13 protein-coding genes are annotated in these 14,242 nt (G+C 68.2%); 6 read left to right on the top strand and 7 right to left on the bottom strand.

Annotated elements, in window-relative coordinates; translation table 11 throughout:
• Positions 1–21 precede the first annotated feature (21 nt).
• Both NCO8_RS06855 and NCO8_RS06860 read left to right on the top strand, forming a co-directional pair.
• Positions 22–693 (top strand): FadR/GntR family transcriptional regulator, encoded by a 672-nt coding sequence (locus NCO8_RS06855; RefSeq protein ID WP_067637373.1) that lies wholly within the window; start codon positions 22–24, stop codon positions 691–693.
• A 150-nt stretch (positions 694–843) separates the two neighbouring features.
• Positions 844–2,325, top strand: a complete 1,482-nt coding sequence (locus NCO8_RS06860) for an MFS transporter (RefSeq protein ID WP_067637375.1) — start codon at positions 844–846, stop codon at positions 2,323–2,325.
• A 55-nt stretch (positions 2,326–2,380) separates the two neighbouring features.
• On the opposite strand, the gene NCO8_RS06865 is transcribed toward NCO8_RS06860, so the two are convergent.
• The 3 genes from NCO8_RS06865 to NCO8_RS06875 all read right to left on the bottom strand — a co-directional run bounded on the left by NCO8_RS06865 (position 2,381) and on the right by NCO8_RS06875 (position 5,810).
• On the bottom strand, positions 2,381–3,232 hold the full coding sequence (locus NCO8_RS06865; protein ID WP_067491486.1) for a TIGR02569 family protein: 852 nt from the start codon (positions 3,230–3,232) through the stop codon (positions 2,381–2,383).
• Between the two features lie 108 nt (positions 3,233–3,340).
• Entirely contained in the window at positions 3,341–4,522 is a 1,182-nt protein-coding gene (gene moeZ, locus NCO8_RS06870) for an adenylyltransferase/sulfurtransferase MoeZ (protein ID WP_067637377.1), read from the bottom strand.
• 199 nt (positions 4,523–4,721) lie between these two features.
• The gene (locus tag NCO8_RS06875) at positions 4,722–5,810 is read right to left on the bottom strand and encodes a DUF3152 domain-containing protein (RefSeq protein ID WP_439951669.1); all 1,089 of its coding nucleotides are present in this window, start codon (positions 5,808–5,810) and stop codon (positions 4,722–4,724) included.
• A 194-nt stretch (positions 5,811–6,004) separates the two neighbouring features.
• Here NCO8_RS06875 and fasR point away from each other — a divergent pair, with 194 nt between their 5' ends.
• On the top strand, positions 6,005–6,673 hold the full coding sequence (gene fasR / locus NCO8_RS06880; protein WP_067491484.1) for an HTH-type transcriptional activator FasR: 669 nt from the start codon (positions 6,005–6,007) through the stop codon (positions 6,671–6,673).
• A 59-nt stretch (positions 6,674–6,732) separates the two neighbouring features.
• Here fasR and NCO8_RS06885 read toward each other — a convergent pair whose 3' ends face one another.
• Together NCO8_RS06885 and NCO8_RS06890 are read right to left on the bottom strand one after the other, a co-directional pair.
• On the bottom strand, positions 6,733–6,960 hold the full coding sequence (locus NCO8_RS06885) for a DUF3107 domain-containing protein (protein WP_067491482.1): 228 nt from the start codon (positions 6,958–6,960) through the stop codon (positions 6,733–6,735).
• A gap of 105 nt (positions 6,961–7,065) precedes the next feature.
• Positions 7,066–7,599 (bottom strand): YceI family protein, encoded by a 534-nt coding sequence (locus NCO8_RS06890; protein ID WP_067491480.1) that lies wholly within the window; start codon positions 7,597–7,599, stop codon positions 7,066–7,068.
• A gap of 100 nt (positions 7,600–7,699) precedes the next feature.
• Here NCO8_RS06890 and NCO8_RS06895 point away from each other — a divergent pair, with 100 nt between their 5' ends.
• Entirely contained in the window at positions 7,700–8,557 is an 858-nt protein-coding gene (locus NCO8_RS06895; protein ID WP_067637379.1) for a helix-turn-helix transcriptional regulator, read from the top strand.
• Positions 8,558–8,791: 234 nt separating this feature from the next.
• On the opposite strand, the gene NCO8_RS06900 is transcribed toward NCO8_RS06895, so the two are convergent.
• Together NCO8_RS06900 and NCO8_RS06905 are read right to left on the bottom strand one after the other, a co-directional pair.
• A complete protein-coding gene (locus NCO8_RS06900) occupies positions 8,792–9,481 on the bottom strand; it encodes a ferritin-like fold-containing protein (RefSeq protein WP_067491477.1) in 690 nt (229 codons plus the stop codon).
• 28 nt (positions 9,482–9,509) lie between these two features.
• On the bottom strand, positions 9,510–10,562 hold the full coding sequence (locus NCO8_RS06905) for an alpha/beta fold hydrolase (RefSeq protein ID WP_067637380.1): 1,053 nt from the start codon (positions 10,560–10,562) through the stop codon (positions 9,510–9,512).
• A 430-nt stretch (positions 10,563–10,992) separates the two neighbouring features.
• On the opposite strand from NCO8_RS06905, the gene NCO8_RS06910 reads away from it, so the two are divergent.
• The gene (locus NCO8_RS06910) at positions 10,993–12,729 is read left to right on the top strand and encodes a DEAD/DEAH box helicase (RefSeq protein ID WP_067637382.1); all 1,737 of its coding nucleotides are present in this window, start codon (positions 10,993–10,995) and stop codon (positions 12,727–12,729) included.
• 262 nt (positions 12,730–12,991) lie between these two features.
• Entirely contained in the window at positions 12,992–14,227 is a 1,236-nt protein-coding gene (locus NCO8_RS06915; protein WP_067637384.1) for an Rv3212 family protein, read from the top strand.
• Positions 14,228–14,242: the final 15 nt, after the last annotated feature.

Genomic DNA, 14,242 nt, shown 5'->3' on the forward strand with positions numbered 1-14,242 from the left:
CTTTGCCTTACGCTGGCTCACGTGCAACCCGTCCGGCGCTCCAGCCTCATCGCCCAGGTGACCGAACAACTGCGCGCCGAAATCCGGTCGGGCCGTTGGCCGGTCGGCGGCCGTATCCCCACCGAACCCGAACTCACCGAACTCACCGGCACCGGCCGCAATACCGTGCGTGAAGCCGTGCAGGCCCTGGTCCACGCGGGCATGCTCGAGCGCCGCCAGGGTTCGGGCACCTACGTGATCGCCACCTCAGAGGTGGGCGGCACGCTCGGCAAGTACTTCGCCGACGCCGAGGAACGCGACATCCTCGAATTGCGCCAGGCGCTCGACACCACCGCCGCGGGCTTGGCCGCGCGTCGCCGCGACGACACCGATATCGCCAACCTGCGCCGCCTGCTCGCCGAACGCAACGACCGCGACTGGACCAAACCCGACCCGGTGGCCATCGCCGCCGATGTGGAATTGCACCGCGCGATCGTCGTCGCCAGCCACAACGCCGTGTACCTGGAGTTCTACGACTCGCTGCTGCCGGTGATCGAGCAGGTGATCCACGCGCGCACCGCCAAATCCGACGACGCCTACGACAGCGAGCACATCGAACTGGTGCAGGCGGTCATCGACGGCGACGCCGACCGCGCGATGCAGGCCGCGCGCTGCTTCCTCGGCTCGCTCATCGCCGAGTACCCAGACCGCTGAGTTTCGCCGGGTAACCGAGCTGTCACCCCGACGGGAATCGCGCGGTGAGCCCGAGTTGGCTCGAATGTCACCTGAGGCCATTGTCACGCAACAACCGGCTTCTACCGTTTCTCTCGACACCGCATCACGCGCCCGATCGAGAGGAAGCCGATGACCGCAATCGCCGCCACCGGCCAGACGACAGACACCGCGTCGTTCGAATATGAGAAGAAGGGCCGCTGGCTCACCCAGTGGGAGCCCGACAATCCGAAATTCTGGGAATCGGGCGGTGAGAAGACCGCCAAGAAGAACCTGTGGTTCTCGGTGTTCGCCGAGAACCTCGGCTTCAGCGTCTGGGTCCTGTTCGGTTCCATCGTCACCGCCATGGGCGCCGCGGGCTTCACGTTCCTGGACGGCCTCGGCAAGGGGAACCCGACCGCCGTCGCCAACGCCCTGCTGCTGACCTCGGTGCCCACCCTGGTCGGCGCCACCCTGCGCATCCCCTACACCTTCGCCGTCCCCAAGTTCGGCGGTCGGGCCTTCACCGCCTTCAGCGCGGGCATGCTCCTGTTCCCGACGCTGGGCCTGGCGTACTTCGTCAACCAGCCGGGCACCCCGATGTGGGTGTTCCTGCTGCTGGCCGCGCTCGCCGGTGTCGGCGGCGGCAACTTCTCGTCGTCGATGGCCAACATCTCGTTCTTCTTCCCCGAGGGCAAGAAGGGCGCCGCGCTCGGCATCAACGCCGCGGGCGGCAATCTCGGTGTGGCACAGACACAATTGGCCGCACCGCTGCTGATCACGCTCGGCACGCACCTGTTGGCCAAGGACGCCGCGGGCTACCGGTTCGGCCTCACCCTCGCCATCCTGGTCTGGGTGCCGTTCATCCTGATCGCCGCGTTCGGGGCGCTGCGCTACATGGACTCGATCACCTCGGCCAAGGCCGACGGCAAGTCCTACAAGCTGGCACTGACCAACCCGCACACCTGGATCATGTCGTTCCTCTACATCGGCACCTTCGGTTCGTTCATCGGCTTCTCGTTCGCCTTCCCGACCCTGATCAAGGCCAACTTCCCGCACCTGACCCAGATCGGCTGGATCAGCACGGTCGGTAACCTCGCCTTCCTCGGTGCCCTCGTCGGGTCGTTCAGCCGCCCGGTCGGCGGGTGGATCTCCGACAAGGTCGGCGGCGCGCGCATCACGGTGATGGTCTTCACCGGAATGGCTGTGGCGGTCGCGTTGATCATGACCGCGCTGTCGATGAAGAGCTTCCCGCTCTACCTCGCCGCGTTCCTGCTGCTGTTCGTGCTCACCGGTGTCGGCAACGGCTCGACCTACCGGATGATCCCGTCGATCTTCGGCGCCACCGCCAAGAAGTACGCCGCCGAACACGGCATGCAGCTCACCGAGGCCCAGGCATCGGCACGTCGTCAGGCCGGCGCCGCGATCGGCGTGATCGGGGCCGTCGGCGCCTTCGGCGGATTCATCCTGCAACAGGCACTTCGCCTGTCCAACATCAACTTCGGCTCCATGGCCCCCGCCTTCTGGGCCTACGCCGTCGCCTTCGTCGTCATGGCGGGCGTCACCTGGTGGTGCTACCTGCGCACCTCCTTCGCCACCGACAAGGTCCCGTCCCTGGCCTACGCCAACGTCTGACACCACGAAAGCCGCGCCCGGAATCCCCGACCGGGCGCGGCTTTCGGCATTTCTGTTACAGGACCAGGCGGACCATATCGGCCGTGCGGGCAAGACCCGGAAAGGCTTCCGGGGTGGAGCGGGGATGCAGGGCGTGCACGGCGAGGCGAAAGATCAAGGCGCGCAACAGCATCTGTGGCCATTCGGGCAGGCTGGACCAGCGTTCCAGGAGGCCGTCGTCACCGCCGCCCCAGGCCAGGGCATCGACGACGACCACACCCGCCGCCCAGGAGGCCGGGCGCCAGTACGGGGTGATGTCGGTGAGGCCGGGGGCGTGGGTGCCGGAGAACAGGACCGTGCCGAACAGGTCGCCGTGGACGAGCTGGTCGGGGCTGCGGACCGGTTTGCGCAGAGTGGCCAACTGGCCGATCAGTTCCAGGCTGCGTTGGCCGTCGGGGGTCGCGGTGAGGGGGACGCCGCCCGCGCGCAGGGTGCGCAGCGGCACCGATTCCCAGGCGGCGCGGTCGGCGGCGACGAACACATCCACATCCACCCACGGCGCGACGGGCGGCTGCACCAGGAAACGCGGGCGCTCCAATTGTGCTGTCGCCTTGTGTAATCGCAGCGACACCGACACCACCTCGTCGTGGCGGGGTTCGGGGGCGCCGTCGATGAAGGTGTCGGCACGCCAGCCCGACACCACGTAGCGGCCGTCGGTGGCACGCACCGGACGCGCGACGCGCACACCGTCGACGGCTAGGGTTTCGCGCACCTTGGCCGACCACGCCGCGCGGGCGTGATCGGCCACCGGGCTCAGCACCACATCGCCGAGCCGCCAGCCACCGTCCCAGTCACCGAGGGAGACCGGCGTCACTTCGCGAAGACCGAATGTGGCCCGCACATGCTCGGGTGGTTCGACTGAAGTCACTGACGTCACGGCCGTACCGTAACCCTGAGGACGCGTCAACAGCCCGAAGGCACGCTGGCACGCGACCCCATTGCGACCTCCCCGCAATCAACGGCGGACCGGTACGGATCAGTACACGGGCAGCGACGGATCGACCTGCTTGGCCCACGCGACCACGCCGCCCTGCAGGTGCGTGGCGTCGGCGAAACCGGCGCGCTTGAGCGCGGCCAGCGCCTCGGCCGAGCGGATCCCGGTCTTGCAGTGCAACACGATCGGCTTGTTCTGCGGCAGCTCCGAGAGCGCCTCACCGGAGAGGATGCGGTCCTTGGGGATCAGCGTCGCACCGTCGATGTGCACGATGTCCCACTCCACCGGCTCACGCACGTCGATGAGTTCGACCTTGTCGGCGTCGAGCAGGTCCTTCAGCTCGGCGGCGGTGACGGTCGACCCGGCGGCGGCGGCCTGGCCCTCCTCCGACACCACACCGCAGAACGCCTCGTAGTCGATCAGTTCGGTGATCGGCTGGCGTTCCGGATCGCGGCGCAGCTTGATGGTGCGGTAGTTCATGTCCAGTGCGTCGTAGACCATCAGACGGCCCAGCAGCGTCTCACCGATGCCGGTGATGAGCTTGATCGCCTCGGTCACCATCACCGAACCGATCGACGCGCACAGCACGCCGAGCACGCCGCCTTCGGCGCAGGACGGGACCATGCCCGGCGGCGGGGCCTCCGGGTACAGGTCGCGGTAGTTGATGCCACGCCCGTCGGGCGCGTCCTCCCAGAACACCGACACCTGGCCCTCGAAGCGGTAGATCGAGCCCCACACGTAGGGCTTGCCCGCGAGGACGGCGGCGTCGTTGACCAGGTAGCGGGTGGCGAAGTTGTCGGTGCCGTCGACGATCAGGTCGTACTCGCGGAACAGCTCGACGGCGTTGTCGGGTTCAAGGCGGATCTTGTGCAGCCGCACGTCGATTCCCGAATTGATCTCGAGGATCGAATCGCGGGCGCTGTCGGCCTTGGACCGGCCGATGTCGGACTCGCCGTGGATGACCTGGCGCTGCAGGTTCGACATGTCGACCTCGTCGAACTCGACGATCCCGAGCGTGCCGACGCCCGCGGCGGCCAGATACAGCAGGGCGGGCGACCCGAGACCTCCCGCGCCGATCACGAGCACCTTGGCGTTCTTCAACCGTTTCTGACCGTCGACACCGAGATCGGGGATGATCAGGTGGCGGCTGTACCGCGCGACCTCATCTTTGGTCAGTTCCGCCGCAGGCTCGACGAGCGGCGGCAGGGACCCGTTGAAAGACACCTTCGGAACTCCGTTTCTTTGGCGGCTGGCGCCGCGGGTTTGCGGCCTGTTCCCTTGATCTTCCCTCCCGCCGGGCACTCCTTCGTCGCACCCTCTGGTCAGTCCAGATCAAGGCGGCCGCAAACCGATGGCCGTGTGTATCTACAACACTGACCGCCGTACTGTTCTTCCCGCCCATGGTCTCGCACCGGCGGAGTTCTCAGCCGCGCGGGTACGGCCAGGGATTGAAGCGGCAGGTCTTGCCGTCGGGCGGGACCACACCGTGCGGGTCGAGCAGGGCGATGTCGTTGTTCTTGGTGCCGAAGGTCTGCTGCATCATGATCGGCGCCAGGCCGCCCTCGGTCTCGCACGGCTGATGACCGTGGTAGCCGATGGCGTGGCCGACCTCGTGGTTGACGAGGTACTGCCGGTAGGAACCGATGTCGCCGTCGAAGGCGAGCGCGCCGCGCACCCAGCGGGCCTCCGACAGCACCACCCGGTCGATGCTCGCGTTGTAACACGACGAGTCGATGGGGATCTCGAATCCACAAGCGGCGCGGGTGCTTTCGCGGGAGGTGAGCGAGAGCCGGAAGTCGGGTTCGCCGACGTCGATGCGCTGGAACCCGAACTTGGGGTCCTTGGTCCAGCTCTTGGGGTTGGCCAGGGTGGTCTCCACCATCTTGGCCACGGCCACGTCACCACCGTAGGCCGAGGTGTCGATGCCGTCCTCCACCTCGACGGTGTAGCGGAACACCCGCTCGGTGCCCACCCCGACCTGTGGGCCAGTGCCCGGCACCACATGCCAGGTGCCCGCGCCGCGCTCGACGAACGCGCCGCCCTCGGGGAGCGCGCCGAGCGGCAGATCGGCGGGAAACTTCCCGTCGCCGGGCGGCGCGCCGATGATGCCGGACTGGGCGACGTTCGGGCTCAACGCCCCGAACCCCGGGTCCGCCGGTGCGGGCTGCTTGGCCACGCGCAGCGCGTCGAAGATCACGAAAGCCGTCACCGCCAGCAACACCGGCAGCGCGTAGGCCCGCCACCCGTAGGTGGACACGAAGCGGCCGAGGGCGCTCTGCTTCTTGGCGTCGCGCTGTGGGCTGCGCGGCCTGCCGGTGTCGGCTTCGGTGGGATCCCAGCGTGCGCGGAGGGGCTGACGCGATCGGTCGGCCGGTTGGTACAGCCCGAGGGGGTCGTAGACCTGCAGTTCCCGCCCTTCTGACTCCGAAGTCACTGAACCGGACTCGGTGGTTTGCGTGGGGCGAGCGACATCGCGCCCGCCGCCGGATGGTCGTTCCGGGCGGTCGGTCACCACACCAGATTCTCACAGTGGCCAAATCGGTGACGCGGGTGGCCGGGGAAGATCCGCCGGTTACGGCCCGGCGAACGTTCCCGCCTGGTACTACATTTCCAGGGCGAAACTCTGGGGGAACACTGTGCGAGTATCGTTCGTGGGACATCGGGCGCACATTCGCCTGCCTGGTGTAGTCGACAAAGAGAGCCGAGATGACTGACCTCGTGGACCGCATGACCTCGCGCCGATCGGTGCCGGAGACGGTCCCGGCAAAGCGCGGCACCCGCCTACCTCGTGACGAGCGGCGTCAGCAACTGCTCCTCGCGGCGAGCGAGGTATTCGTCCAGCGTGGCTACCACGCCGCGGGCATGGACGAGATCTCGCAGGTGGCCGGTGTCAGCAAGCCGGTGCTCTACCAGCACTTCGCGAGCAAGCTGGAACTGTATCTGGCGGTGCTGCAGAACTATGTGGACATCCTGGTGTCGAGCGTGCGTCAGGCGCTGCGCTCCACCACCGACAACAAGCAGCGTGTCCGCGCCGCCGTCGCCGCCTACTTCGACTTCGTCGACAACGAGATGCAGGGTTTCCGCCTCGTCTTCGAATCCGACCTCACCAGCGAACCGCAGGTGCAGCGCCGGGTGGAACAGGCCACCGAGGCCTGCGTCGACGCGGTGTTCGACCTGGTCGCCCACGACTCCGGTCTCGACCCGTACCGGGCGCGCATCCTGGCCGTCGGCCTGGTCGGCGCGAGCCAGTTCTCGGCGCGCTACTGGCTCGAGGCCGACCGCCCGGTCCCCAAGGACGAGGCCGTCGACACCACCGTCGCCCTGGCCTGGGGCGGCCTGAAGCACGTGCCGTTCCGTCTTTCGGGCGACCGCTAGGTCACAGACGAAAACGACCCGCCATCCCAGTGATGGCGGGTCGTTTCGTTTACTGCGTCTTACACCGTGGCGAAGCCGACGCGGCCGACGGCCGGGGAACCGATCTCCACGTAGGCGACCTTCGCGGCCTGGATCAGGAACTTGCGGTTCTTGTCGTCGGTGAGCTTGACGACGCCACCGGAGCCGCTGAGGGCATCGGTCACCAGCGCCTCGATCTCGTCAGGGCTCTGCGAGCTGTTGATGACGAGCTCCCGAGGGCTATCCGAAATACCGATCTTGACCTCCACGGCCAACCTCCGAACGTAAGAGTCCTGTGTTGTCGAGTTCCAGGCTAATGCAGCCGTTCGGCCCCGGTGACACACCCGCCTGCGCTGTGAGCGAACGAGCGGGGATCAGGGCTCGACGAGCTCGATCTCGAGTTCGATCTTGACCGTGTCCGACAGCATGCCCGGCATGGGGCCGCCGACACCGAAATCGGTGCGCTTGATGGCACCGGTCGCGGAGAAGCCGGCGTGGCGCGAGCCGTCGGGGAAGTCGCCGACGCCGCCCCACTCCACCTCGAGGGTGAGCGGCTTGGTGACGGTGCCGAGGGTGGCCTCGCCGGTGACGGTGAAGGTCTCGGCGATCCGGACCGGTTCGGTGGCGCGGAAGCTCAGGGTGGGACGGTTGGCGACGTCGAGGAAGTCGGCGTTGCGCACGTGGGCGTCGCGGTCGGCGTTGCCGGTGTCGAAGGAGTCCAGGTCGATGGTCGCGCCGATGGTGGCGGCACCGGATTCGTCGACAACGAACTCGGTCTCGAACCGGGTGAAGCCGCCGCGCACCTTGGCGATGCCGAGGTGGCGAACGGTGAACGAGACCGAGGAATGGCTGCGGTCGAGCGCCCAGGATCCGGCCTTCAGCTGCTGTGTCTGTGTCGAAGAAGTCATGCGTCCAGCCTGACCGGACCGTGGTCCGTTAACCAGACCGCCGTTATCCTGGACCTGTCAGGGCCAGGCTGTCGGAGCCAGGACCAGGGAGGATGGAGCAATGCCCGACCAGCTTGGAGCCCGCTCGACCTTCGCCGAACTGCTCATCGCCCGCCGTGCGGAACTGCGCCCCGAAGACGTCGGCCTGCCCGGCGGCGGTCGCCGGCGCACACCGGGACTGCGCCGCGAGGAGGTCGCGGTGTTGGCGGGCGTGAGCGCGGACTACCTGGCCCGGCTCGAGCAGGGCCGCGACAGCAACCCCTCCCCAGCCGTCGTCGACGCGCTGGCCACCGCCTTGCGCTTCAACGACACCGAACGCGCCCATTTCGGCTGGCTGGCACTGACCACCAGCAAGGAAGCGCGCTGCCCCAGTACGGCTTTCGACCCGAAGCTAGATCAGGTGCCGCCCGCGCTCACCGCCGTGCTCGACGCCCTCACGCCCACCCCCGCCTTCGCTCTGGGCCCGCGCGCGAATGTGCTCGCGTGGAACGACTCCTGGGAAGACCTCGTCGCCCCGCTCGGCCTGCTCGACGATCCCGAGCAGGTGAACCTGGCGGTCTGGGCGTTCCGACACCCACTGGCGCGCACCACCATCACCGACTGGCCGCAATACGCCGACCTGCTCGCCGATCAACTGGCCCGCACGAGACTGCGCCGCCCCGAAGACGAAAGCATCGCCTCGACCATCGAATTCCTCAGCACCGAACCGGAATTCGCGCACCGCTGGCAACCACACCGCCTCGCCGAAAACCTACCGACCCTGCTCGGCCTCGAACACCCGACCCGCGGCACACTCACCTTCACCGTGCAGACGCTGTCCGCGGACAACGATCAGCAGATCGTCATCTGGCTCCCCCGCGAAACCGCCGCCCGCGCACCGGAACTACGCCTGATCCACCCCCAAGCAGCCAACGGCTGACAGATCCCGCAAGAACATGGGTAACTCACCGGGCACGAGCTACGGCAACCCATTGCCCAGTCTGGCCGCCGACGCAAGCCTCCCCACACCTGAGTCCGGCCAAAAAGTCGCGGGGAGACGGGTGAGCACATGGGTAACTCACCGGGCACGGGCTACCGCAACCCATTGCTCGAGTCTGGCCGCCGACGCAAGTCTCCCCGCACCCGAGTCTGGCCAAGAGTCGCGGAGAGGCGGTCACAGCCCTAGTTGGGCCATGCGGGCGGCGTGGCGCTCCTGCATGCGGTCGAACAGGGAGACGATGCCGTTGAGGTCGCCCGTGGCGGCCAGCACCAGTTCGGCCAGTTCGTCGCGCTGAGCCATCACGTACTGCGCCTGGGTGATCGCCTCACCGAGCAGCCTGCGACCCCACAGGGTGAGCCGGTCGCGCTCGGACCGGCTGGCGGTGACCGCGTTGCGGACCTCCTCGACCACGAACTGCGAGTGCCCGGTCTCGGCGAGCACGTCGCGCACCACATCGGCGACCTCGGCGGGGAGCGCGCCGGCGATCTCGGTGTAGAAGTCGGCGGCCAGGCCGTCACCCACGTAGAACTTCACCATCGACTCGAGCCACGTCGACGGGTCGGTGGAGGCGTGGTAGGAGTCCAGCGCGCCCTGGTACTGGTCCATCGCCCGCTCGGCGTCGACCCCGCGCGCGCTCAGCGCCGCCTCGAGGGCCTCGAAGTGCGCCAGCTCCGCGGCCGCCATCTTGGCCACCGCGACCCGCCCGCGCACCGACGGCGCGAGCTTGGCTTCCTCGGCGAGCCGGTAGAACGCGGACAGCTCGCCGTAGGCGAGGACCGCGAACAGCTCGGTCACCCCCGGGTGATCGGCGGACAGCGGTGCGGTCGAGAAAATTTCCGGCGCGGCTGAGGTCTGGGCTCCCATGACCGCCAATCGTAGTCGCGATCGCCGATCAGTCGCGATCGGCCAGGAATTTGTCCAGATGCGTCCAGGTGGTGTCGCGGGCCTGTGGTCCGGCGAGAATGCCGAGGTGGCTGCCGGGGACGACCTCGTAGGTCACCGAGGGCGACCCGGTGAGCGTGCGCAAACCCGCCTCGACAGCGGCCTTCGGCGTGATGACGTCGGCGGTGCCGCCGAACAGCAGCACCGGCACCCGCACCTCGGCGAGGTCGATGGTGAGGTCGCGCAGGTGCACCTTGCCCTTGCCGATGTCGTTGGCCAGGATGAACCGGCCCCACAGCTGCCCGTAGAAGCGGCCGGGGTAGCCGGGCATGGCGGCCTGGAACCGGTCGATGGATTCCATTCTGGCCAGCGTCTCGGTGCGCGCGATATTGCCCGCGATGAACATCGGCCGCGCCAGTTCGCGGTCGAACGCCGCCACCCGGTAGGCGAATTTGGTCAGCGGCGCGGGGATGCCGCCGACGGCCCGCACCACGTTGGTGACCGCTTTGCCGCCGGTGATCCGGGCGACCGCGCGCACCTGCGGCATGCCGAGCATCTTGTCGTAATCGAGCGGCGGGCCGAATCCGGTGACCGAACGGATCGGCAGATCGGCGTTGGCGGCGGTGGTGAGCAGGGCGAAGATGCCGCCGATGGACCAGCCGACGAGGTCGACGGGCGCGCCACCGCGATCGGCGCTGACCCGGCGGATCGCCTCGGGCAGGATGTCGGTGACCCAGTCCTCGAAACCCATCCGGCGGTCGGCGAAGCCGATCTCGCCGTAATCGATGAGGTAGGTGGGGCGGCCGGTGGACACCAGGTGGCGAACCAGGCTCTGGTCGGGGCGCAGGTCGAAGCAGGTGGCGGGCGCCGCGAGCGGCGGAATCAGCAGCACCGCGGAATCGGTTGCAGCCGAGCCGTTTTCGGTGTCGTAGCGGCACAGCTTGCGGTGCGGTTCGTCCCACAGCACAGTCGAGGGCGCGGGGTCGGGCGCCTCGATGCCCGCGCCGAAGCTCAGCGCCCAGGCGTTGCGCGCGGCGGTGGTGACGGTGTCGGTGATGCTCACGACAAGAAATGTCTCACATCCCGGTACCGCCGGTTACAGTGACCTCTATTACATCCGCGACACGCGCGAAAACCGGAATCGGTGAATTGCGCTGCGTCGCATCGTGTATGCGGGCGTGACCGGCGACGATTTCGATTTTCACGCGACGCCTCGACGGCGTGAAATTCGGATTGCGCAGAATATCACGCTACAATCACTGTGGACAACGCTAGTTTCGTAGCCCCGGCACACTTCGCGGGCGCGTCACACCACGGCGCACAGCGCCACCCGGCAGCGTTGACCAGGAAAATGTGCGCGCACCGAATCCGTATCACCGATGTGCCGCGCCGATGACGCAGACGCGATCGGCGCTGGCCCGGCGAGTATCACAGGCGGATATGTGGTCGTCGCGGGCCGACCGGCCCGCCCCACCTCGTGCGTGCGAGATGCAATGACGAGGAAGGCACGAACCCTGAGCAAGATCACTGTCGAACAGGAACCCGGTGTGGCCGACACCCTGCTGACGGCCGAACTGGACGACACCCACACGCCGCCGAGTTTCGCCGAATTGGGGGTGCGCTCCGAAATTGTGCGCGCGCTCGGTGAGATCGGTATCGAACGCACCTTCGCGATTCAGGAACTCACCCTGCCGCTGGCACTGGCCGGCGAGGATCTCATCGGCCAGGCCCGCACCGGTATGGGTAAAACCTTCGGTTTCGGTGTGCCGCTGCTGCACCGCGTCGCGACCGCCGACACCGGGACCACCCCGCTGGACGGCACGCCGCGCGCGCTGGTCATCGTGCCCACGCGCGAGCTGTGCATCCAGGTGACCAAGGACCTGGAGAACGCGAGCAAGTACCTGACCAACCACCAGGGCCCGCTGAAGGTCGCCGCCATCTACGGTGGCCGTCCCTACGACTCCCAGATCGCCGATCTGAACAAGGGCGTCGACGTGGTCGTCGGCACCCCGGGTCGACTCTTGGACCTGGCGAATCAGAACCATCTGATCCTCGGCAAGATCGGCGTGCTCGTCCTCGACGAGGCCGACGAGATGCTCGACCTGGGCTTCCTGCCCGATATCGAGCGCATCCTCACGATGGTGCCCGACAAGCGTCAGACGATGCTGTTCTCGGCGACCATGCCCGGGCCGATCATCACGCTCGCCCGCACCTTCCTGACCAAGCCGACGCATATCCGCGCCGAGCTGGCCAACGATTCCGCGGTGCACGACCGCACCAAGCAGTTCGTCTACCGCGCGCACGCGATGGACAAGGCCGAACTGGTCGCCCGCGTGCTGCAGGCCGAGTCCCGCGGCGCGACGATGATCTTCACCCGCACCAAGCGTACCGCGCAGAAGGTGGCCGACGATCTGGCCGAGCGCGGGTTCGCTGTCGGCGCCGTGCACGGCGACCTGAACCAGGTGGCCCGGGAGAAGGCGCTCAACAAGTTCCGCAACGGCACCATCGACGTGCTGGTCGCCACCGATGTCGCCGCGCGCGGTATCGATATCGACGACGTCACCCACGTCATCAACTACCAGTGCCCCGAGGACGAGAAGACCTACGTCCACCGCATCGGGCGCACCGGTCGTGCGGGCCGCACCGGCGTGGCGATCACCCTGATCGACTGGGACGAGCTGCACCGCTGGGAGTCGATCAACAAGGCGCTCGGCCTGAACATGGCCGACCCCGCCGAGACGTACTCGCGTTCGCCGCACCTGTACTCCGACCTCGGCATCCCCGAGGGCGTCACCGGTGTGGTGCGCAAGCCGAAGCCGGAGCGCGACGAGGACGCGGTCGTCGTGGAGCGCACCGAGCGCCCCAAGACCACGCGCAGCCGCCGTCGCACCCGTGGCGGCAAGGCCGAGTCCGCCGAGACGACCTCCTCGGAAACCACCACCGAGGAAGCGTCGGACGCGAGCGACACCGCCGAAGGCGACAAGCCGGCCCGCCGCCGTCGCCGCCGCCGCAAGCCCGCCGAGGGCACCGACGCGACCACCGAGTCGGCCACTGATTCGGCGCCCACCGACTCGACACCGACCGAATCGGCCACCGCCGAGTCGGCTCCGGCCGATTCGACCCCCGCCGAGGCGACCGATGCCGACGCCGAGCCCAAGCCCGCTCGCCGCCGCCGTCGCCGCAAGCCCGCGGACACCACCGCCGATACTCAGGTAACCGTCGACGCCTGACCGCACCCAGCACCCCCCGAAACGGCCCGTCATCACCAGATGGCGGGCCGTTCGCGTACTCACCGGCATAAGTGCCCACCACCTCACCCTTGCCGCAGGCAAAGTCTCACGATTCCGTCCCGGAGCAGCAGGCGAGCACATGGGTAACTCACCGGGGACGGGCTAGGGTGACCCCCTACCTCGTCTGGCCGCCGACGCAACCCTCACCGCACCTCAGTCCGGCCAGAATTCCCGGAGAGGCGGCCCTGCTAGGGTCGCTGGCGTGGTTGTTCCGGAGCGGCGTACCCGTGCCGATGTCATCGCCGCCGTAACGATCGCCGTTGTCTGCCTGGTCGCGGCGGCTGTCGTGTGGGCGCGTGCGGACGCCACCGGCACCGATTCCGTAACCGCCGACTCCCCCGCACCCACCGTGGTGGCTGCGACCCAGTTGCCCGGCACACTGCGCGAACGATGGCACGCGGCGGATTCGGCCGCTTCGCGGGCGCTCGTCGCCGGAAATGTGGTTGTCACCGGTGACGAAGGCACGGTGAGCGGGCGCGATCCGCTGACCGGTGAGCAGCGGTGGTGGTACCGGCGGGACATGCCGCTGTGCGGGGTGGAGGCGCAGTGGGGTTCGGTGATCGCGACCTACCGCGATCAGCGTGGTTGCAGCCAGACCACCATGCTCGACGCGGATACCGGTGCCCGCAGCATCGCCCGCAGCAGTTACATGGACGATGCGATCCGGCTTTCCGGCGACGGCACCTATCTGCTCGCCCTCGGTGCCGACCGGCTGGAGATGTGGCGTTCGGATCTGGTGCGCACGCTCGAGTACGGCTACGTGGACGCGCCGGTGAACCCGAATACCCAGCCGCGCAGCGGATGTGAGCTCCGCTCGGCGGCCTCGAGTTCGTCGCGGCTGGCGGTGATCGAACGGTGCCCGGACGATCCGGGCGCCCGGCTGACGGTGCTCGCCCCGTCGCCGAAGGAAGCCACCGCACCCGAGGAACACGGCTCGCGCCTGCTCACCGCACCGGGCGCCGACTCCGCCGAGGTGCGGGTGATCGCGGTGTCGGATGCCAAGATCGCCGTCTACTATCCGCCGACCCCGGCCACGGCGACGGGTCTCGCGCAACCGGCCCGCATCGCCGTGCACGACGGCACCGGCAACGAGGTGTCCTCCGCCGCGCTGGCCGAGCCGTGGACCGACCGCACCACCGTGACCCGGCTCGGCTCGGCGATCTACGTGTTCACCGGCAAGACCTTGATCGCCTTGAGCGCCGCCACATTACAGCCCACCTGGACGGTGCGCGACGCGCTCGGTACCCCGGCGTCGATGGCGGGCAGACTGCTGGTCCCCGTCGCCGACGGCATGCTCGCGGTGGATTTCGCCACCGGGACGACCGTTGCGCGGATCGCGGTGCAGCGCAGTGATTACAGCGGCGACCCGATCAGCACGGCGGTGCTCGGCGACACCGTCTTCGAACGACGCGGTGGCAGGCTCTACGCACTCGGCTGAGCCCGCCGGGCTGTC

Origin of the sequence: Nocardia coubleae NBRC 108252 (assembly GCF_001612805.1) — a bacterium.
GTDB classification, from domain to species: domain Bacteria; phylum Actinomycetota; class Actinomycetes; order Mycobacteriales; family Mycobacteriaceae; genus Nocardia; species Nocardia coubleae.